This is a genomic window from Parapedobacter sp. (assembly GCF_035556095.1).
GTDB lineage: Bacteria > Bacteroidota > Bacteroidia > Sphingobacteriales > Sphingobacteriaceae > Parapedobacter.
In genome coordinates, this window is the sequence record NZ_DATMFT010000018.1 from 220,598 (window position 1) to 240,891 (window position 20,294).

Annotated in this window: 25 protein-coding genes; 9 read left to right on the forward strand and 16 right to left on the reverse strand. The window is 50.3% G+C overall.

Features of this window, described 5'->3' with window-relative positions; all coding sequences use genetic code 11:
- Positions 1 to 10 precede the first annotated feature (10 nt).
- From VNQ80_RS09320 to VNQ80_RS09365, 10 genes are all read right to left on the reverse strand, one after another.
- Positions 11 to 1,711: a capsule assembly Wzi family protein gene (locus VNQ80_RS09320; RefSeq protein ID WP_325637776.1), complete on the reverse strand. Its 1,701-nt coding sequence runs from the start codon at positions 1,709 to 1,711 to the stop codon at positions 11 to 13.
- A 62-nt stretch (positions 1,712 to 1,773) separates the two neighbouring features.
- Complete coding sequence (locus VNQ80_RS09325) at positions 1,774 to 2,205, reverse strand: WxcM-like domain-containing protein (protein ID WP_325637778.1); 432 nt, start codon at positions 2,203 to 2,205, stop codon at positions 1,774 to 1,776.
- A 231-nt stretch (positions 2,206 to 2,436) separates the two neighbouring features.
- Entirely contained in the window at positions 2,437 to 2,610 is a 174-nt protein-coding gene (locus tag VNQ80_RS09330) for a hypothetical protein (protein ID WP_325637780.1), read from the reverse strand.
- Positions 2,597 to 2,827, reverse strand: coding sequence for a hypothetical protein (locus VNQ80_RS09335; RefSeq protein ID WP_325637782.1), 231 nt, complete (start codon positions 2,825 to 2,827; stop codon positions 2,597 to 2,599). Before VNQ80_RS09335 ends, VNQ80_RS09330 begins: the two co-directional genes overlap by 14 nt.
- A 228-nt stretch (positions 2,828 to 3,055) precedes the next feature.
- Positions 3,056 to 3,505, reverse strand: a complete 450-nt coding sequence (locus tag VNQ80_RS09340) for a DUF5675 family protein (protein WP_325637784.1) — start codon at positions 3,503 to 3,505, stop codon at positions 3,056 to 3,058.
- Entirely contained in the window at positions 3,502 to 4,134 is a 633-nt protein-coding gene (locus VNQ80_RS09345) for a DUF6266 family protein (RefSeq protein WP_325637786.1), read from the reverse strand. Before VNQ80_RS09345 ends, VNQ80_RS09340 begins: the two co-directional genes overlap by 4 nt.
- 67 nt (positions 4,135 to 4,201) lie before the next feature.
- Positions 4,202 to 4,840, reverse strand: coding sequence for a DUF6266 family protein (locus VNQ80_RS09350; protein ID WP_325637788.1), 639 nt, complete (start codon positions 4,838 to 4,840; stop codon positions 4,202 to 4,204).
- Between the two features lie 398 nt (positions 4,841 to 5,238).
- Entirely contained in the window at positions 5,239 to 5,559 is a 321-nt protein-coding gene (locus tag VNQ80_RS09355) for a hypothetical protein (protein ID WP_325637790.1), read from the reverse strand.
- A 109-nt stretch (positions 5,560 to 5,668) separates the two neighbouring features.
- Entirely contained in the window at positions 5,669 to 6,751 is a 1,083-nt protein-coding gene (locus VNQ80_RS09360) for a histidine kinase (RefSeq protein ID WP_325637792.1), read from the reverse strand.
- A gap of 6 nt (positions 6,752 to 6,757) precedes the next feature.
- On the reverse strand, positions 6,758 to 7,495 hold the full coding sequence (locus VNQ80_RS09365; protein ID WP_325637794.1) for a LytTR family DNA-binding domain-containing protein: 738 nt from the start codon (positions 7,493 to 7,495) through the stop codon (positions 6,758 to 6,760).
- A gap of 175 nt (positions 7,496 to 7,670) precedes the next feature.
- Here VNQ80_RS09365 and VNQ80_RS09370 point away from each other — a divergent pair, with 175 nt between their 5' ends.
- Genes VNQ80_RS09370 through VNQ80_RS09385 form a run of 4 tightly spaced genes read left to right on the forward strand, consistent with a single transcriptional unit; the run spans position 7,671 to position 10,476 of the window.
- A complete protein-coding gene (locus tag VNQ80_RS09370; RefSeq protein ID WP_325637796.1) occupies positions 7,671 to 7,940 on the forward strand; it encodes a hypothetical protein in 270 nt (89 codons plus the stop codon).
- Between the two features lies 1 nt (position 7,941).
- Positions 7,942 to 8,535 carry a hypothetical protein gene (locus VNQ80_RS09375; RefSeq protein ID WP_325637798.1) on the forward strand — a complete coding sequence of 198 codons (594 nt, stop codon included), beginning with the start codon at positions 7,942 to 7,944 and terminating at the stop codon, positions 8,533 to 8,535.
- Positions 8,498 to 9,472: a hypothetical protein gene (locus tag VNQ80_RS09380; RefSeq protein ID WP_325637800.1), complete on the forward strand. Its 975-nt coding sequence runs from the start codon at positions 8,498 to 8,500 to the stop codon at positions 9,470 to 9,472. Before VNQ80_RS09375 ends, VNQ80_RS09380 begins: the two co-directional genes overlap by 38 nt.
- A gap of 50 nt (positions 9,473 to 9,522) precedes the next feature.
- Complete coding sequence (locus VNQ80_RS09385) at positions 9,523 to 10,476, forward strand: helix-turn-helix transcriptional regulator (RefSeq protein ID WP_325637802.1); 954 nt, start codon at positions 9,523 to 9,525, stop codon at positions 10,474 to 10,476.
- A 14-nt stretch (positions 10,477 to 10,490) separates the two neighbouring features.
- Here the strand turns inward: VNQ80_RS09385 and VNQ80_RS09390 are convergent, their stop codons facing one another.
- Together VNQ80_RS09390 and VNQ80_RS09395 are read right to left on the reverse strand one after the other, a co-directional pair.
- On the reverse strand, positions 10,491 to 10,877 hold the full coding sequence (locus VNQ80_RS09390) for a type II toxin-antitoxin system VapC family toxin (protein WP_325637804.1): 387 nt from the start codon (positions 10,875 to 10,877) through the stop codon (positions 10,491 to 10,493).
- Between the two features lie 2 nt (positions 10,878 to 10,879).
- Positions 10,880 to 11,089 (reverse strand): type II toxin-antitoxin system VapB family antitoxin, encoded by a 210-nt coding sequence (locus VNQ80_RS09395; protein ID WP_325637806.1) that lies wholly within the window; start codon positions 11,087 to 11,089, stop codon positions 10,880 to 10,882.
- A gap of 191 nt (positions 11,090 to 11,280) precedes the next feature.
- On the opposite strand from VNQ80_RS09395, the gene VNQ80_RS09400 reads away from it, so the two are divergent.
- Together VNQ80_RS09400 and VNQ80_RS09405 are read left to right on the forward strand one after the other, a co-directional pair.
- Positions 11,281 to 11,556, forward strand: coding sequence for a hypothetical protein (locus VNQ80_RS09400; RefSeq protein WP_325637808.1), 276 nt, complete (start codon positions 11,281 to 11,283; stop codon positions 11,554 to 11,556).
- Between the two features lie 61 nt (positions 11,557 to 11,617).
- Positions 11,618 to 12,109, forward strand: a complete 492-nt coding sequence (locus VNQ80_RS09405) for a hypothetical protein (RefSeq protein WP_325637810.1) — start codon at positions 11,618 to 11,620, stop codon at positions 12,107 to 12,109.
- Positions 12,110 to 12,181: 72 nt separating this feature from the next.
- Here VNQ80_RS09405 and VNQ80_RS09410 read toward each other — a convergent pair whose 3' ends face one another.
- From VNQ80_RS09410 to VNQ80_RS09425, 4 genes are all read right to left on the reverse strand, one after another.
- Positions 12,182 to 13,558 (reverse strand): RagB/SusD family nutrient uptake outer membrane protein, encoded by a 1,377-nt coding sequence (locus tag VNQ80_RS09410; RefSeq protein WP_325637812.1) that lies wholly within the window; start codon positions 13,556 to 13,558, stop codon positions 12,182 to 12,184.
- 22 nt (positions 13,559 to 13,580) lie between these two features.
- Entirely contained in the window at positions 13,581 to 16,760 is a 3,180-nt protein-coding gene (locus VNQ80_RS09415; protein WP_325637814.1) for a SusC/RagA family TonB-linked outer membrane protein, read from the reverse strand.
- Entirely contained in the window at positions 16,757 to 18,157 is a 1,401-nt protein-coding gene (locus VNQ80_RS09420; RefSeq protein ID WP_325637816.1) for a TlpA family protein disulfide reductase, read from the reverse strand. The genes VNQ80_RS09415 and VNQ80_RS09420 overlap by 4 nt, the downstream gene beginning before the upstream one ends.
- A gap of 290 nt (positions 18,158 to 18,447) precedes the next feature.
- The gene (locus VNQ80_RS09425) at positions 18,448 to 18,588 is read right to left on the reverse strand and encodes a hypothetical protein (protein WP_325637820.1); all 141 of its coding nucleotides are present in this window, start codon (positions 18,586 to 18,588) and stop codon (positions 18,448 to 18,450) included.
- Between the two features lie 320 nt (positions 18,589 to 18,908).
- Between VNQ80_RS09425 and VNQ80_RS09430 the strand changes: the two genes are divergently transcribed.
- From VNQ80_RS09430 to VNQ80_RS09440, 3 genes are read left to right on the forward strand one after another with little or no spacing between them, the layout of a single operon-like run.
- Positions 18,909 to 19,409 (forward strand): hypothetical protein, encoded by a 501-nt coding sequence (locus tag VNQ80_RS09430; protein ID WP_325637822.1) that lies wholly within the window; start codon positions 18,909 to 18,911, stop codon positions 19,407 to 19,409.
- 2 nt (positions 19,410 to 19,411) lie between these two features.
- On the forward strand, positions 19,412 to 19,813 hold the full coding sequence (locus VNQ80_RS09435) for a DUF1016 N-terminal domain-containing protein (RefSeq protein ID WP_325637824.1): 402 nt from the start codon (positions 19,412 to 19,414) through the stop codon (positions 19,811 to 19,813).
- A gap of 51 nt (positions 19,814 to 19,864) precedes the next feature.
- Positions 19,865 to 20,245 carry a hypothetical protein gene (locus VNQ80_RS09440; RefSeq protein ID WP_325637826.1) on the forward strand — a complete coding sequence of 127 codons (381 nt, stop codon included), beginning with the start codon at positions 19,865 to 19,867 and terminating at the stop codon, positions 20,243 to 20,245.
- Positions 20,246 to 20,294 lie beyond the last annotated feature (49 nt).

A 20,294-nucleotide genomic window follows, 5' to 3' on the forward strand; every position in this document is an offset into this window, starting at 1 on the left:
TGGTGCTTGCTTAAAACCGATAGGCGACGCCCAATCGCATGAGAAAATTAATCTTGTCTTGCGGTTCAAAATTCCAGAACGTGTTCCCTTCGGGCATAAAAAACTCGTGGCGGTAGTTGTAGCTGTGCACGCGCTGTATCTTCGCATAGGCCAGCAGCCCGTCAAAATCCCACTCGCCCTGGAGCGACCACCCGAAGTCTACCCATGAATTTCGGATATCCGCCACAAACATGTAAAAGAAGTCTTCGTTATGCATATACCGTTCCAGCGAGAACTCAACGCGCTTTATTCCGCGTACCCAACCGATGCTGGCGGTCTGCACATTACTTCCCGGGCCAATACCCGCCCCCAGCACTTGGCCGCGGTGGGTATAGCCATCGCGTACCACGGGGTGTGTATACCACGTGGGATACTCCCAGCGGATCCCTTTGGCAAAGTACGTGCTATTCATGGAGAGTTCGGTTGCTTCGGCGCCCAGCTCCAGGTAGTCGCCGGGCCAAAAGCCAAGCGGTACCAACTTGCGGAAACCCAGCACGTAGCCGCGTGAGTAGGTAGGCTGTACCATCCAGTCGCGCCCATTCTCGGCCTTGCTGTTGCGCCCGTATTCGCCATACACTTCCAGCTTGCCTGCCGGCATTACCCAGCGGAAGAATGCCGACCCGTAACGGTCGCGCACCTCACTGCTGGTACGTTCCACCCCACCCATGTCGAGGTAGGTCGCTTCTTTCACATTCGATTTAAAGAAGGGCAGGAAGTCGCTCACGCCCTTCATATGGTCTCTATTCACCACAAACGAGCGGATGATGCCCACGGAGAGCCCCTTTACCCATTTGGGTTGGTAGCTGGCCACAAACCCCGTAAAATAACGGTTTACGTCGGGCTTCTCCACGTAGTACATCTCGTGGTGCTGGCTTTCGCCCGATATGGACGGCGGGAAGCCCGACGCCTTAAGGCTACCGCCTACGAGTTGCCCCTCAAACGAGCCGATAGCGGTTTGCACCGGCTTGCTGGTATGTACGGTAACGTGCGGAAACCCCTGCGCGTTGTTACTCATCAGCAAGGCATTGTAACGGCCTGGTCCCCAATAGAGGTTTTCGGTAGAGACGCCGAAACTTACCGCACCAAAGGTCGCTTTCAAGCTCGACTGCCCCAGTAGGGCACGGCTATAGCCCCCCTCACCGAAATACTCCGGCATGTCAATCACGTTGCCGATACTATGGTACCAGGCCCAACCGTAGCCCGGCGTTTTGCCCAGCCCTTCATACTTCGCGTTGGATGCGAACACAATCTCGGGGCGGAATTGCAGGGTGAGGAAACGATACTTGGCTACTATGCCCCCATAAAAGCGTGCTTGGCCGCCACGCGTCGGTACCAACGAACCATCGTTCCATCCATAGGGATAGCTGCCGTTGAGGTTGTAATCTAATCCTGCGGGCATCAGCTGAACGAAGCCCGCATCGTCAGGGAACCGGTGCAGGTAGCTTTTGTCGCCCAATACCCCGTCGGGGTCATATATGTTGGTTTTCCCCAACGCATCGGCCGTAAGCGGCCGCACGCTGAACGAGATGGTTGAATCTACCTTACCCAGCAGCTGCATTCTCCGGTAGTAGTCTTCTATCAGGGGGCTACCCACGGGCAGTGTCTGCGCCCATGAAAAACTCACCGGGAATGCAAAGAGGCACAGGCTACAAAGTAAATGTCTGATATGCATAGTCGACAATGTGCCTACAAAGAAGCAAAAAATATTCCACTTTTATTTTAATCGGTGCCGTCTCAAAACTCCCCCCTTACAAAGTAATCTGCTGGATATGTATAATCATCGTCTTTCGCGTGCTCGATGCCATAGTCGGCGAACACCAGTAGCCTACTCCCCGGTTCCAGTGCTTTGAAAGCCGTCCCGTAACCGACCGGTACGTGTACAACCTGCTGTTCCTCACTGCGCATAATCGTTTCATCCACCGATAATTCCCTGGAAGGTTTGCTCCAATCGTCAATCTTCACCGTTTTCATGGAAAACGCACCATCCAACACATAGAACCAACGTTGTTCGATCCGATGTGCCCGCCACCCACGAATGGTTTCGGTGTCCTTATTCTCGATGATATAAAATCGCTTCACCGCCGTCATATCAAAATCATTGACAAACCGGATACGGCCGCGGTGATCTTCGGCGATGCCGCCTGGCGTAATGGTTATCTCTTCCATAAGATGGTCTTGTAAAAAACTAAACGCGCGCAAGTTACGAATTCTGCCAAAACCAGAAAGTCCGCGCTGATCTCGGCCAAAAGAAGAAACAGCGGTAGTTTATTATTGTAACGGTTCCTGTGTAACTTTTCCCAGGGAGTGTTTCAGGCGCTAGCGCATCTTTGAAAGAAGCCCCCACCGGGCAGGGCGGGGGCTGAGGTTAAGGTTTAATGGGCTTCATCGCTGAGCGGGCTATTGTTTTCGGAAACATCGCTGCAAAGCCCACGTTACAGCGAAGCTTACCGCTGCACCGATAGCGGCCAACACGGCGGTTCTGACCATGTCGTGCATACCGAGTTGGGCCAACACGCTGAGCAGTGCACCGCCGCCCGTGCCGATACCCAGCTGGGTGTTAGTCGTTTTCATCAGCCTCTCCTTCTTTCATTCGCACGCCATTTTCCACCGCCTCCAGCACACCCAGTGCCAGGGCGAGGTACCGCGCCACGACCACCACCTTGGGCGGTAACTTCACCGGTGAGGCGATAATTAACTGGCTGGCCACCGCCAGCGTTTCCTTGATCCTGTCGTAAAGTGTCGTCTGCCCAGCTTCGGGCAGGTCGACTGTTTTTGTTGTTTCTTTCATGTTTTGCTTTTTTGCTCTTTGCCTTTCCTATATCTCTCCTTTCGTGTTTTTGACTATCGCACAAGCGGCCTAGGATGCTTGCATCCAGACGCGTTGCGTCAGTCAAAAACACCCTACACCCATTCCTTTATTCCCCAATGTTTTAGCTGTCGCACAAGCGGCCTAGGGTGCTTGCACCCAGTCGCGTTGCAACAGCTAAAACACCCTCTCCCAGTCGCGTTGCAACAGCTAAAACGCACCTTCAATCACCAATCGATCATTTCCTTTCCTTATCTCACTCACCAAAAGCGGATACACAAACTCGTACGCCGCCCGCGATCCCAGCACCTGGTAGTCGCCATCCAACAGGGACCAGTACGACCCCGTGAGTGGGCAGCCACGCGTATCCGTATGCGTGTTACCCGTATGGAAGAACACCAGCTGGAAGTTGGGGATTTCGGTAATCTCTACCATGCCCTCGTGCAGCACCGGGTACTGCTTGGCATACTTAATGTTCATCCCTGCCCAGTAGTTGAGCGAAAGGCCATATTCCCCAGGAGGGATGCAGGTCTGCCCCGCGACCTTCTCCTCACGCACACGGTCTTCCAGCAGGTAACAACGAAAGAGATCACCGATGTAGAAGTGGCTCAGGGTACTGTGCTTCCCCTCCGCCACGCGGATGATACGCATGTTGTTCATCGCTCCACCTTTCCCAAGAACTGGCTGTTCGAGAACTGCTTTTTATCCCTGTCGGCCACCAGTACATAAATCAACGAGGTGCTATTAAGCGGCAGTTCAACGAGGTCGAGCGTAGCAAAACCATCGTTGCGTATGGCCTCGACGACAAGGACCGACCGCTCTTGCAGGTTGTAGCATACCGCCATAACCAGGTCGTCCGCATTACCACTGAACCGCGGTAGCATGGGATGCCACGTAAGGGTAACTGCTGATCCAACCTGTTCATATGCAGCATTGGGCAACGGTGCCAACGTGCCGCGGCTCAGCCTTACCGCTGCCGGATTGATGGTTATATCCGGATACGAACCTTCCACCGCGTAATTAAGCATGTGGGAAGCTGCCGCATTCATCGCTGTGGTGCGGGAGCGCGAGGGATGTGCATGGGCAAACCCCATATAGATGATTTCCTTAAGGGGTTTGAGAAACCGCATCACGGCTGCCAACCTGCTTCTTGCGTCGCGCTGCTTGGGCGACGGAGCCTTTTCTGAGCGTTGCGGCCGGCTGCGGATATAGAATCCCGTGGGGCCATTGCAACCCACAATATCCCCCAAGGCGCCCGAAAAAGCCAATAAATTTGCTAATCTTGCCATTGTTCATTTTTAGTTAAAGAACTGGGGCAAGCGCCCCAGTCCGTTATTGATAAAATAAATTGGATTTTTACGCCAGTACCACCGATCCGCCATACACCGTATTGGAGATCTGCGAGCTGTCGCGGCTCACACAGAACAGCCACACTTCAGCCGAGTGGCCCACCGTATCGTCATCGACCGCGATGACGGCCTGGCCCACCGACCGCTGCACGACCTCATCGGTGGTGTAGAAAAGCCGCAGCTCGGTATCGTACAGCAGGATGTAGACATCATCGTCTGCCTTGCCCTCGAATGTGGTAATGGAAGGGCGCCAGCTTACCGTTACCTCATGTTCACCGGCCGCTACCGTAATGCCCCGAGGGGGCAACAAGCTGCCTTTACTGAATTCCACCCTGCTGTAATCAATGGTGAAATCCGGGTAGTCGCCCGTTACTGCCGGAAGGTTGTTCGCCATTGCCTGATTGAACAGCGTAGACTGGCCCATATAGACCTTGGCGTAGCCGATTTCAAATAGTCCCTTCAGCGGAAGCAGAAACTTCCCCATCAACTTAAATCGCTGTTGTTGCGCCAGCTGCGCCTCGGAGAAAGGCTTGGTGCGCTTTTTCGATAGGCCCCGCATGTAGTGGATATCGCGCCAGCTGCTACCGATGATGCTTCCTACTTTTCCTGAAAAGGTGCCAATTGCACCGTTGAGAAATTTTGCCATGTTATTAATTTTTTAGATTTAACTTCTACTCATGTGGGCGTCCTGTCTGCCGACAGCCTAACGCCAACGACACAAACGTAGGTATGCCTTTGGGAATATACAACATTAAATAGCTGATAGTCAGTATATTGACAGGATTTCGAGCGACTCGGACAGTATCTTGGCACAATGCTGTCAGGATTCAGGGGCGCTGTAGACCGGCCTTGGGGTATTGGCGGGGTTGGCTTCGGATTGCCTTCGGGTCGGCTAGGGTGAAGCGATTAAACCAGGACTGGCCTTGGTTTGGACAGCTACTGGCGCCGCCAATCCAAGTCCAGTCTCAGTACAAATCAAATCCATACGTTTTCAGCATGGAGGTCCGAAGCCGGTCCGAAGCTTGTCCGAAACCGGTCCGAACCCTACTCCCCGCGGTAATACCGCCTGCACCGCTCGATATCACTATGGCGGAACTGGCGCATGCCTAAGGCGTAGGAATCCACCGGCAACATACCCCGTTGGGTGAGCCGGTAAATGGTACGTTCACCCACACCGATGCGATCTGCGGCATATTTTGCACTGTATAATCGGTCGGGGTCGGGCCGCTGCGGGCCGGGTTCCTGCAAGGCGGCAACCCCGCTGTTACCCCCTTGTTCCATGCGGATGAGTTGTTCAAGTATCTTCTTCAGAATGTCTATAATGGTATTCAGCAAGGCTGAAATAAGGTCTACGATGCGGTTCATAAGTAACATGTGCTTGTTGCCGGGCGCTTCCGGCAGGCCACAAGGCAGCCGTAGCCACCGCTCGGAAGGTGGCCGGCAGATAAAACCAAAACGTCGTCCGAATGCTAAATTAAGCGAAAAGCTCGGTATGGCAACAAATGTCCACCGAAAAGATTTCCGAAGTCTCGGCAAGTCCCGATACCTTCATGCAGGCATCTTCGCCCCAAAGGAGCCTGAGTCGCTCTGATAGGTTTTGGAGGCCGGTATGCGTACTATATACGGCCCGGGCATGGCTTTTTTTATTGGACCTGTGTACCGTGAGGCGCCTCCCATTCACCCGGACGGAGATTACCGCCGGTTGGCCACTGTCATTCAATACGGCATATTTTTTCATGTTTTCGGCCAATAAGACTAGCAGCATGGGGATGCAGCGCACCCGGCCATTTGTCGTTGCGGCATCGATCTTTATGTGGGGTGCGTATCCAAGACGGATGCGGATAACGTCGATATACAACTCAAGCAGGGCCAGCTCGTCGGCAAGTGGAATAAGGCTGTGCCTGCCGAAGCGGCCATAGGCCTTGGTAAATTCAGTAATTGCATACACCATGAATGGCACCTTGTGCGGCCGCCACTTCACGGTGTAATTGAGGGTGTCCATCAGGTTATTGATCAGGTGCGGCACCAGTTGGCCGTTTAGGCGTTCGAGCGTTTGCTCGTCAATGGCACTTTGGAGCTCCCGTTCAAGGGCTTCGTATTGTATCTTATCCAGCCGGGTGGCTTGGCGCAACCACAATGCCGCGTAGTATAGGCTCCCCAATATGACGCCGACAAACAATACGAGCAGCGTTTGCCAAGTATTGACCACCTCAGGTTCCGGCGGAGCGTGTTCGCCAATGCTAAATGTCATTGCCTGCACCGCAATGCTCAGCCCAATGGCAAATACCATAATGCCGGCTAGAAACAGCATTCCCGTCAGTATGGCGCGTATGTACCGGTGGTTCTGGCAATGGGCGGTAACGCGCGGCCCCACTAAAAAGGCCGTCAGATTGGCCGTCGCGATGTGGATACCCATCATGATGGCCCAGTCGCCCACCCCGTTAAATGCATGGGGAGCTACCGCTTTGTGCATATACGCCCAAAGCACTGCGCCCCACAACAGCCAGCCGATCAACTGGTAACCCAGAAAGGGTATCCGGTCTGTAAGCGTGCTCATGCTGCCTTAAGGAATGCCGTTGCCCTTGCCCACTTGGTACCTTTTCACGAATTGCTGGTAGGCTTCTTTGTACGTGATGCCTACGCTATAAGACTTGGAGCCGACATGCACCAAGTCGGGCTCGAATTGCGTGACGTCATCGAGGTTGACGATGGCACCCCGGTTTACCTGGAGAAACAGGCCGAACGGTTCCATCAACGAAGCCGCCTCCGTTGCCGTGTAACGGATCACTACCGGCGCATCGCGGCCTCGGATATGCACATTCAGGTAATTTCCTTCCTGGATCAGTTTAACCACCTCGTGGGGCAAGGCGGGCGTATATGTTTTCGTACCGCCATCGTAGAAAAGCAGTTTGCCGAATTTCAGCCGGATGGGGTGTTGTTCCGGATCTGCCCCCAAGAGCTCTTCCATCAGGTCCTGCAGGTCGGCCGCCGTAATCGGTTTCACGATGAAGTAGGGTACAAATGCGCCGAACGCGTCCAAAGCGTAATTGCTGTGGCCGGTTACGAATACCAGGTGGGTACAGTGTTTCTTCAGCCATCTGGCCGCTTCCAAGCCGCTTACTTCCGGCAATTCGATGTCGCAGAAAATCAAATCTACATCACCGTTTTCGCGCAGGAATTTCAGTGCATCGGCTGTTTTTGAGAATGAGGCCACCAACTCGATATCCGGTACGGCACGCAAGCGGTCTTCCAGTTGAGTTAAGGCCAAAGGGTCGTCTTCAATGGCAATTGCTCTGATCATAATACCCCATTTTTTGTTGGTTTTATAGTTTCGAGCAGACCAAGTTAAAGCAAATGGAATAAACATCCAAAAAAAAGACCAGCCCGTCCCCCGTTCCATGGAGTTCATCACATAAAAAAAATGCGCCTTAGTTAATGGTTTAGTTTAGGCTAATTATTAACAAAAACAATAGATCATGAACACGAAAAAGTATGGATTTACGGCGGCATTGGCTGTTTTGTTATTGACGGGAGCCGTATCCGGATGGATGAGGCCAGCGCATACATCCGCCAATTACGGCCCCGTCTTCACGGGAATGGAGGGAGCAATGGATAGCGACGGGTTCCCCTGTCTGGATACGAAATTCTTTTTGCCCCTGCGTGCCGGAGGTTACCTTACCGCTACTGCTGAACAGGAACGCCGCGAAGCCCTACTTGCGGTATTAGCGAGCCACGAGCGCAGGTAGTATGGTTTGGTGGAAGCGGTTTGGTTGGGTGGTCGGTATTTTTCATATCGGAATGGTGGTGCTGTACAACGTGGTGGGGTTCCGGCAGTCCGTGATGGTAGTCACCGCGGCTGAGACCACTACGTCGAGCCGCTTTTTCGACCGCTTGCGGTACATGGGCCATGCGCCACCCATCGCCGCCTATGCGCGCTTCACGGGCATTGCGACCGGCTACGGGTTCTACGCGCCGCAGGTAGCCAGTCCCTACGTGATCGAAGTAGTTGCCCGCTCCGGCGCTACTGGAAAATGCGATACGCTGACGCGCCCCGGATGGGCACGGGGGGCGGGAGCCGTGCGCTACCGCGCGTTTACCAGTTCGCTGCGGCATCTGCTGCCCGAAAAGCTACGGCTATACGAAACGGATACGCTCGATATCCGCTATACGCGGGTACTGGCCCGCCAAGCGGCCGTCGGTATGGCCGATGCGCACGCAGCGCATGCCATCAGGTGGCGTACCTACGTGGTGGGATTGCCCCGGCTACACACCACACGTTCCGCCTACGCGACACTACTGATTGATGAGCCGATTGCTACTTCCATACCGACGGAGCGATAAGGTGGATCGCGGCTTACCCGGCGCGTGGTACGGCTGGTATCACCGCATGCTGGGCGCGGTACTCTTTGCGGCATTTGTTCCACTGCTGCCGTACGCACCGCAACTTTTCAGCGCTTCCGGCCTGTTTGATGCCGAATTGTTGCGCGTGCACCCGCGCGGCGGGGGCCTATCGATATACGACTTCTCCCTGCTAGCCGGGCGCCACCTCGGGTTGCCGGCCAGCCTGACCGTATACGCCTTTGCTGGCAGTTACCTCGGTGCTTGCGTGGCGCTCATCGCCGGGTGGCGGGTCCGGTTGGCCGCGGTGGCACTCCTGCTCCTGCACCGCATCTTTTTCATGGCCGTACCCATTTACAACTATGGGTTTGATTTCCTGGCGCTATCCGCGCTTTTTTATTGTGCCGTTTACCATGTGCGATGGGGCATGTATATCCTAAGGTTGTTGCAAGTACATCTCTGTTTCGTGTATTTTTTCGGCGGGCTCAACAAAGCCATCGGTGCCACCTGGCACAACGGAGAAGCATTATGGAAAGCCATACAGCAGCCCATCGGCGAGCCGATTATTCAGGGCGTGGCACTGTTGCCGGCACCTTGGCTGTGGACTGTCCTCGGCTGGGGTGTGGTCGCATTGGAGCTTTTGTATGCCGTATTGGTTTGGTGGCGGCCCGCGCGGCCCTGGGTATTGGGTGCTACGGTAGCGATGCATGTTGGCATTGCCCTTTGCTTGGGTCTTTACGCATTTTCCGGATTGATGATCTTGCTCAACCTTACCGCATTTTATTTTCCGTATTTGAAAGATTCAACTTGTCTGCCGCCGGAACCGTCCGAGCAGGCCCGGAGGGATACCGGCGTAGCGGCAACCAGCATGGTCGAACCGCCGGCATGCCACACGTCGTCCACCAATACAGCCGGTACGTCGGCCGAAAAGCCGCCGTGATCCGCCGTATTTCGTATCCGCTTCGCAACCAAGTTACAAACCGCAAACACATGTTACCTTCTTTGCGCATTCACATACCCGAATACTATCCGCGGGCAACCGTCGCTGCCCGACTTCCTGCCGGTACCAGCTACCACGTGCCTTATTCGCAAAAGCGGAGCTGGCGCGGCGACGATTGGTGGATAAGCATGCAGACGTACGATGCCCGCCATGCCTACGTTTACCTCATTGAAGTATTCACCAAGCAGCCGCTGCGGTTCGGGGTGGAGTGCCTTAGGCGCGACCTACGCTGGCTTTACCCGCTATCAGGGGCGTTCGCCATCTACGACCATGATGGCGGTGTGGCGCTGCAGCTTACTGCCGATGAACATCTCCGTGTGCTTTCTGGCCCAGGCAGCCATTTGGTGGGAGTACGGCCCGGGCGGCACCTGCTTTTTGCCTTCGTATTGGATTGGGGATGGACCCGCCGGTATGCCCGCGGTGCGTTGGCTTACCTCCGGCAGCCGGTTGCGGTGCCCATCAACGCGGCCATCCGCGGCCACCTGCTTACGCTGGCCAGCTTATCCATGCAGGAAGGGTTGCTGATGGACGCCAGCATCTATTGGTCCATTGCGCGGATTACCCATTTGACGCGCCAGCTCTACGACGAATATGATGTAGCCGGGAAGCCCGTTTCGACTACGCTGGAGCTGGCCCTATCGGCCCGCAACCACATTGCAGACAGCTTGCTGCTTGGCGGAAAGCCCCTTACCGTGGCCGAAATCGCTGACCATTTCGGGGTTACGGCCGGTCACCTTAGCCGCATGCACAAAAGGCATTGTGGGCAGTCTTTGCAAGCTTACCTGATGCGGCAGCGGATGGACACCGCCTACAGGCTGCTCAGCGAAGACGGATTGGGTGTATCCGCGGTGGCCTACCAACTGGGGTTTTCAGATGTGCAGGCATTCAATAAGCTTTTCCGGAAATATTTCGGGGCGGCGCCGAGTGAAATGAAAAGAAGGTAAGGAGCGCGAATAAATCACCAAATCACCTTAACGGGATACTTATCAATATTTGGGTCAACAGAAATTATGGGCATGCCCATATCGATTGCCGTGGCCGCGATGAGCCTGTCGAATGGATCCTTATGATGGAAGTCAAGGCCTTCTAGCTGAATCAAGTTGGAAAGTTGAATAGGGACCACCGTAATATTACCTACAACACAAGCTTCGTACAACTCACTTAAGGAATAGGCTAATACTAATTTTCCAAGGGCTTTTTTAATGGTAATTTCCCAAAACGAAGCCATGCTTACTTGGAGATCATTCGACGATTCGAGAATAATGGATTGAGCGGATTTGGAAAGTCGAGGACTATCATCATGGAGCCATAGGAGTGTGTGTGTATCCAAAAGGTATTGCCCCATGCTTACATATAATCTTTAAAGTCGTCTAACGGGGCATCAAAATCATCCGCCATCTGTAGCTTCCCTTTGAGGAGCCCAATTTTCCTAGGCATTTTCCTCTGCTCACTAGGCACACGCTTCTTCGTTAGGATAAAATCTATAAAATCCTCAACCTCCTGTTGATAAGCGGGCGGTATTTTCCGTACTTTTTCTAACAATTGATTTTGTGCCATATCCACTGTCATATCACAATTACTCAAAGATAGGTAAAAAACAATAGTTAATCAACCGCTCTGCATATCATTCCACCAAAAATCGACAGCAAATCGCTCCCATGCCAAATATTTACCACTACCCATGCCGGATATCTGCCAACAGCAGGGGCGGGTTTGGCGTATTTTTGCTGCTATAAATGGATGTTACTATGAATTCAGCAGCCCCTAAAATACCACTTATTATCCAGGCTATCGGTTATGTAGCCATAAAGTCTGACTGTTCCAGCAACGCGGAGCAGCAGCGGGAAACATTAAGCAGACCGGCCAGTCGGCCGATCTACCACATATCCACCGGTAACCGTCGGTTCGCTTTGTTCCGGCGCAGGGCCGTGGATAAACGCATTCCGGTTGGTGGCATACCACCACCTTTGCTTCCATTCCGGTGTTTGGGAGACGGCGGCCCGGTCAGCCGATTAATAGATTAAATCCAATTTTTTAACTTATAAAACGGTAAGCATTTCCGTATAATAAATGCTTTTTACGATTATGGAAAAGATAAAAAACATAATCACAGGAATACTGTCAGTTGCAGTATTCTTTATGGCTGTGCAGGTAGGCGTGGCTCAGGAGAAAGTTCAAGTTTCGAACGATAAAACGGAAGTGGCAGAGCTTGTTGCGGCAAACACTTTGGCAGGACCAGTGGAGAATATAGACAAAGAAACGGTTAGGAAGAAAACGGAGTACAATACTTTTGACAGAATCGGCCTTTCTGCATTATCAGAAAAATCACTTCGAATGGACTTGTATTGGTTTAAAGTTGACCACACCGATGGCGCTATCAACGCTAGTCCGATTGACCCCGGGGATTTAGATGATGAGCTTTGCCTTTCTCCCGAAGATGAACTCCCAATTTGTGCTGTAGCCTTTGCTTCAGCAAGCCCCTTAACTGCCCCCCCTGTCAACAATATTTCCTTGACGGACCTTGAGGACGACGATGGGGAGGAAACCGCAGGCGTTCGATACCAAGAGGAGGAATAATATTAATGTCATAATTAAGAAATCATTGCAGCGTAAAAAGCTGCAATGATTTTGTAAATATAGGAATACGTGTTATCGTATATTCTGAGCTATACCCGTCAGCAGAACTACCTCGTCTGGAATAGGTAGCACATATCGCTTATCATTGGGCGGTAACTCATAAGACCTTCCATCCACCATGCGATATAATGTCGTTTCAAATTCCTTTTCTTTATTAAACCTCCGCAAGTCAGCCCACCTGATTCCCCTGAACAGCAGCTCCTTTTTCCGTTCATTAATAATGAACTTCATCAATCCAACCTCATCACTTATCGGAGGTATCCCGTAAGAATGCCCGCTATATCTATGGGCTAATAATGTTGTCAACCGGTCACGGGCGGTTTCCAAGTCTCTGCTCCTCGTATAGGCTTCAGCACTTATCAAATACACCTCATCGCTTGCAATACCCGAAAAATATCGGGTATTTCCGGTATAATTCCCTTTAAATGTCCAAGCGTCGCCATTTGCTTTAAAAAATGCGGCTTTACGAAGGTCGTTGTCATCGTAAGCATTAAACAGGTCAGGATCAATCATGTAGTTGGATGCCCGGCTAAACATCGCGGAAGAAACCATTGTTGTATGGAAGATCACTTCGTCATTAAATAATGAAAAAGGATATGCTTTCTCCAAATCGATGGTATTGTAGTCGATCAATGCACCGTGCAATAGCAAGCAGGAATCTGCATATGCTGCTGCTTTGGAATAGTCTGCCATCTCAAGTTGGAGCTTTGCCATCAATGCGTAGGCGGCTGCCTTGGAAGGCCTGGTTGGAACCTGCGGCTTTTCCGGCAACAAGGGTATCGCTTTTACAAGATCATTGTTGATTTGCATGTACGTGTCATATACAGAAGACCGGACAGAACGCACGTTGATGTCCGAATCCAACCTGACCGGAATACCTAAATCACTTCGCGCAGTTTCCGCGTTAAAAGGCACACAAAATAGTTGGGCTAATTGATAAAATGCCCATGATCGAAAGAACAGTGCACTTCCTGCTGTATTGTTGACTGCATCCGGATAGCGGTTTTTGTCTTCCACGGTTTCTAATGCCTCCAAAGCTAAGTTTGCATATAATATTTGCCGATAAGGCCTGCTCCAATTACTGGAGGAGGCCCCTTCATAGATATCTACTTCCCAAGTATAGGCATTGCGTTGTTCCATATTGGTTAACGCATTATAACGGGTATCTGTAATAACGTAGAGATCTGAACTCACTTCTCCCAATGAAGGGTTTACCGCCTCGTTCATCGTGGAGGAGTTATCAAGCAAAGCTTGGACATCGCTTACGCGTTGAAGCACCACACGCTTTTTATCGGAACGGACTTCCAGCCATTCTTCCCCGCACGAGGTTAACACGAAGACTACGGTTATTATTGTCCAAATACTTCTTGAAGTTATGTTATGATTCATAGCTGAAAAACATTAAAGGTTATTATAATTCCGCCCGCAAACTGAAAGCTGCGCTGGGCGTCGGCAACAGCGTCGCATTTGGGTAATCGGGGTCCAGATGCTGATTATTTGATCGCCATAGGATGCCTAAATTTGTCATATATACGGCTAGCTGTAATCGTTTAAGGCCAAGTAAGGATACATTCGGTCCAAACTGATAATTGAGGTGGATATCCTGCAATCGAATGTGGTCGCCCTTCTCTACCAGCAATGCTGAATTGCTGTATACCACATCCCGATTTGCTACGGTTGATGCCGGAAGAGACGGGACCTGTGTTTTTAACTCATCTCCGGGCTGCTGCCAACGCTTCAGGTAATCAATATGGCCTGCCCCTACACTAAATAGATTGTCATACTGGATAGAGCTCCGCCTGAAATAATATCCGCCTTTATAGGTAATATTTATCCCCACGCTCATATTTTTCCAACCAAACGTATTGCGGAAGGCAGCCGTGTACTGAGGTACGCTTACACCATGATCAACCAGATCCTCAAAACGTAGTCCGTTTGCAAATGCCGTATAGTCTTTATCCAGCATCCCGTTATTCATCACCAGCGGGTCTCCGGTTTCGGTATCCAAACCATACCATGGAGCACTCAGAATCGCATCGACTGACAGGCCTTCCCTGGGTGGTGTTCCAAAGGAATTTGTGTACCTGAATGCGTTGAGATCTTCGTCGGCAAAATACTTGGTGATGATATTGGACGTATGGTTAAACAACCAATCTGACTGCCACCTGAATGCGCCGGTGAGGTTATGTGACGTAAGCGTGATATCGACGCCACGGGTAAGCATATCAGCGTAATTCAAATATAATCCACTCTGGCTATAGCCCGTTGTGGGATCAAAAACGATGTTGCTTCCCAGCAGATCCAAGGCCTGCTTACGGTAGTATTCCAGGCTGCCCGTCAAACGGTTGTTTACCGCCTTGAAATCGACACCAAAATTCCAAACCCCGATCTTTTCCCAGCGTAGTTGCGGGTTCCCCGGGGTTTGTATTTCAGCTCTCGGCAAGCCGGTATCCGTATCATTGCTATATTTGACGGTTGTATATGCAGATACCGATTTGTTTACATTGCCATTATATCCATAGGTAAGGCGTACCTTCAGGTATGGAATGGCAGGCGTGTTGTAAAATGCCTCGTTTGAAATCACCCAGCTTCCGCCGAGCGACCACAGCGGTACTCCCTTTTGGTTGATCTTCACTCCGAATAGATTTGAGGCATCCCAACGAATGCTTCCGGACAGTGTATACTTGTTGTCCAATGAATACGAAGCATTGCTGAAATATGATAAATAGCGGTCTGTGAGATCACTTAAACTGAATGCCGGAGCAGGTAAACGCACACTCGTGCCGCGGGGCTGCGTGACATAGCGCGTCAGATAATCAAACACAGATTGATAAGTAAGTACATCGTCATTGTATCCGATGATTCTGAAACTTTCTCCGGAAGTTTTTTCCTGCCTCACTTCAGCGCCCGCGAGCGCCGTGACGGCATGCCGTCCCGAAAACTCGGTTTTATAATTAGCTTGCGCCCTGAAGGAGTGGGCTGCCAGTCTGTTGATGCCCTCATCCAGTATGCTGCCATACGGGAAGACCTGCTGACCATTGGCTTGTGTAAACCGGTTCACTAAATCCCGCACATAATATGTCTGCGGATCGTAAAGATTGTGGCTTTCTCCTTTATTACCGATATACTGGTATTTAGCTTCCATTGACAAGCCGGGGGCCAACTGATAGGCTGCAGCCGCACGTATCCGGTTTTCAATAGCGGATGCGGTATTGTTGGCAAGCGCTATGTCCTGCATGGGATAATAATTCCAATCCAGCAGCCCGTTGGAAACGGCGTCAGCTGCGAAGGATGGGCGGTAATCGCGTGCAACCGTGGCAACCGTTCCATCCTCATTCCATAAGGACGCGTAAGGATAGCGTCCGATGACATTATTCAATCCGGTACCGTTATGGTTGCTGCTTCGTTGTAAAAAGCCGAGGTCGAGGGAAATGGACAAGCCCTGTAGGGGTTTGAATGTGCTGTTGGCATTCAGTGTGATCCGGTTTTGCCCGTTTCCAACAATCGATGCCCTGTTTTGATTATATCCGGCCGACAGAAAGTACATCAGCGAGTTACTTCCGCCTGTTGCCTGTATGGAATATTGCTGGTTGAGTTGCCGTTGGTAAAGGTGGCGACTTGCTTCATGCCGGATATCTTTTTCCATGAGTAGACCAATCTGGTAATTAACCTCCTCATTACTGATTGCACCTTCTTCTGCCATGGTCAGCAGATCTACTACGGGGGTCAGCGGTGTCCACGCATCCCGGCCGTAAAGTCCACGGTTGAACATTTCGCGTTCAAACTCGATGAATGGTTTGGTGGGTATATAGTTACGATTCTGATACAAATCGGGTGGACTACCGGTTATCACGTTGCTATTGAATGAAACCCGGACCGGTTGGTTGAATGCTCCCCGTTTTGTAGTCAGTACGATCACACCGTTTCCAGCCCTGGCTCCCCAGATACTCGCAGCGGCGGCATCCTTCAATACGGTTACGGACCTGATATCCTCAGGATTGATATTGTTGATATCCCCTTCGTAAGGGAAATTGTCGACCACAACCAAAGGGGCCTCGTTTCCATGAATGGTACTGATACCTCTTACCCTGAGGGAACTGAAATCATCCTCATAAGCTGTACCTGCACCAGCCAGCCTTCTGTCAAAATGCAGACCGTTGGTAATGCCCTCCAATCGGCTGATGATATCCGGGGCGGGGTTGCGGTTAAGCAGCTCCTGATCAATAAACGTAAAAGAACCGGTTGCCCTTTCCTCGGGCAGTTCATAGTAACCGGTAGATACGATTACTTCGTCCAGCGTGGTAACCGAATCCGCTAAAGATACCAGCAAGTGATCTGAAGACACGCGGACCTCCTTCGATTTGAAACCTACTAAAGAAAATACAAGGATGCTATTATCGCTTGGTACCGTGATATGGAAAGTCCCCGCAACGTCCGAGAGCGTTCCTGACGGTTGCCCTTTCAGGGTAACGGACACACCTACGAGAGGTTCATTGCCAGGATCGGAAACTACCTTGCCGCTTACAACGAGCTGCGCAACAGCCGGGCGATAGGAAAAAAGCACAAACAGGAATAGAATTGGGTATCTCATTTTTTTGTAGTTGGTTTAACGATTATGACAGGCGTTTTTATGGATTTCCTGGTCAAAACAAGACCGTATGGTTTAAGTTCCCGCTGGACGGCGGGCAAATCTTTCAATGGGGTGTTTAAGGTGATGTTTACATTGCCGTCGTATTTACTGTTGTTTTTAAATGGTATGGACGACGCATTGGCTGTTTTTAAATGATAAAGGAACTGATCGAGGGATTGGTTCCTGATCACGTAATGCGAGTTGGTGATGGAAGTCGAATCGGGCCCACCTTTCGCTATCGCATGGGCCTGTGGTGTGCCGCTTAGTACCCACGTGGTGATTTCTTTGCTGCCGATGGAAGCATAAAATCCCCCATTGGTTTCGAAATATCGGTTCAGGTCGTCTCTCATGCGGTCGAATAAATCAGCCCGTGAAGTTGCATTTGGCAGACAGAGGTGATAACTGATACTATATTTTTCTTTCCACTGGTCCCTTTGATAAGCCGTCATTTCAGGGTCCGGGTGCAAGCGAGCGTCTGTGGAATCCGGTAGTTCTGAAAAGATAAGTTTATCGCTATCGCCGGGTGGAATTATTCCCGTATATGCTTTCGCAATCAACTCTTTCGGGGAAAGATTTACCATATATACCTTTTTTTCTTTGGCCATGACCCTGGAGGTTTTTTCAAACTGGGGCAGATATCCAAAAATCTCCATATGTTCGGAGTGGTTGTGGCCTGCCTGATCTGCCAACCCTTTGGAGACATCCACGGCTTTCACAGGCCTGTTCATGTAAAGTACTGCTTCCGGTACTTCACCATCCAATAACCGCTTGATATTAGCCGCTGTTCCGTATGTTGAATTCGTTACGGCTATCACCCGGTTATTTTTTAACCAAACGAGATGCGGGATACCCCGATGAGGAAACATGTTATGCAGTAGCGTGTCCGCAACTGGAAGGGCAAATGACCAGTTTCTTTTTTTAGCGAATGGAATGACCACATCCTTTCCCTGCTTTGTAATGGGAAGCAGCGCAAATGAGCCCGGAAAATCTCCAACGGCAGATTGAAGTTTATTTATTGATACAATGCAACTGCTGCACCATGTAGACCAGAAATCAAGGATGACTAATTTTCTATTTTGGTATTCGCTTAATGTTATGGTGCTTTTATGCGCTGGATGGTTCACCACTTGCATGGGATGGTGCCATAACCATTCGGGAATGGTATCGCCTATTTGCAACGGCTTGATGTCTGCAACTGCCGTAGCCACAGGCTCCGCCGCTTGGGCGGAGACCTGCTTCACGGCATACAAACACATGCTCGTCAGTACAGCCAAAAGGCTGAAATATCGTATTGTAGTTTGTTTTCGTTTATGTTTGGATAGGGCATGCCTCTCCCCTACGCGTAATTTTTGCTTCATTTCGTCGCTGGTTTTTAACGGTTTAAGAAATAACTTTCTAAAAGCCGACCGCCAACGCCGATAAGAAAAACCAGCTAAAATTTGCGAATTTAGGGCTAAGCACCTACCTTTAGGGTGAAAATTTATAGACCGAAGGCAGACAACCGCTCCCCACCTAAGCAAACGACGCAGTTTTCTTATGGCGCAGGGTCGGTGATACCGGGCAGTTGCCAGCGGCTTTTCTTGTGCCGCTTTGCTGGCGTGGGTTTATACCTGCACCTGTTTTTGCCCGATAAATCTTTCGGCTGCCCCTATTCAGGGGCACATATGACGTTCTTTGTAAGTGCATTGAATGTAGCCCCGCACAGCCGCAACGCAGTCTGCAGGCGAGTGCTTCCGGCAACGGGGTTGCGGAGGAACGTGGTTCGTGGGTTTTTGGTTCTCGCTTTCATAATCTCTTGGTTATGTTAACGAGTCGCCAGATGTGGTATGAAAAAGCAGGGTAGGTACCTTGCTAACACTCCTGCACTCAATTTGAAGACCAAGACAGAAGTGATACGGCAAGGCCCTTTCCCTGCTCCAAAATGCAAATGTAAGCATTTTGAAAGGAAAGGACTTTCAACTTACCGCCTCGAACTTGGTCTTCAATCGAGTTTCGAGACTCATTAATATTTCAAAGCCAATATGGCCTATGCTTCAATCGCATTGAGCAAATATAAGGACTTTATTCCAAATAATAAAATTTAAACAAAAAGAATAATTGCTTTTTTTGATGTTAAAAAGAGACCAAAATAATGAGGTTATCGCCCCCAAGCACGAAGCGTATACGTACATCGAACGCAAGTTGGGCCAATTAGGGTGGACGGAGCAAGAATTCCTAAAAAAGAAAATTATTTCTCAGAGCGAGCTAAGCAAGCTAAAAAACGACGACAGGGAGGGGTTAACTTCCAAAAAGTTTTACAAGCTATATACCGGCTTTAGTGATACGGCTGTCAACGCTGCATCGATCATTTACCCAGACTTAGATTTGACACTAGGCGAATACACCCTACCAAAGAGGAACGAGTTTGGCAACTTTATGGCACAATTCGAACAAAAAAGTGTAAACACTCCCGAAGAAGTTGCAGCGAAAACGGGAATACCGTTGAGCCGTATAAAACTAATCTATTTTAGAACTGGCTCGCCCGAAGCATATGAACTCCTACTGATTGAAAAGGCAATCGGTAAAGAACCGGGCAGTTTGTTTGAAGGGTATTATGGGAGGAAAAATTAACCATGGAGTTAGTCAAGCAGGAAAATCAGTTCATCGCAGAAATTAAAGAACGGATACGTAAGGCTCAGTATGACGCACTGAAAGTGGTCAATACGGAATTGATTAGTCTGTATTGGGATATCGGAAAGGACATTTCTGAAAAACAAAAAGAGGGTTGGGGCAAAAGTATTGTGCCTAAGCTATCCAAAGAACTCCAGAAAGAATTCCCTGGCGTGGGCGGTTTCTCTATAGGAAATCTATGGTTAATGGCTCAATTTTACAATGAGTATCAGTCAGATATAAATCTCGTACCATTGGTACGAGAAATTAGTTGGAGCAAGCATATCGTAATTCTCAAAAAGCGTAAGAAACCACAAGAGCGCCTGTTCTATACGCAAGCCACATACTCGATAATACCGTATTGAAGTTTGTTGAAAGGTTTATTATTTACAGGTATTTTAAAACAACTAATTTTTATGGCACATCAGAAAATCTACATCGTTGACGACTCAAGTGAAGCGCCGCCGCGAGCAGTATTTGACAGTAAAGAGAAGGCCCTGCAATATACCAACCGATTTAAGACGAACAGAAAGTACGTCATATTTGAACAGGAGCTGAATCCTTATTTTGAAGCAGACCCGGAAAGAATGCCGATCAAAATAATATTTGGCGCGGAGGGCGATATCTGTATCGATAGGGGAAATAGGGAACAAGATATTGAACTGGCCATGGCGAACGACTATATACTGGACAGTGGCGATTTGTATTGCTATACCTTGGCAAAAGACGAGAGCGAGGCTTTGATCAATGCCATGAAGATTAGAGACCGGGCGATTGAGGAAGGGGATTGGCAGTAGCTTTACCGACGTAATGGTACTCAACGCTGCATCGATTCGTGTTCTATAG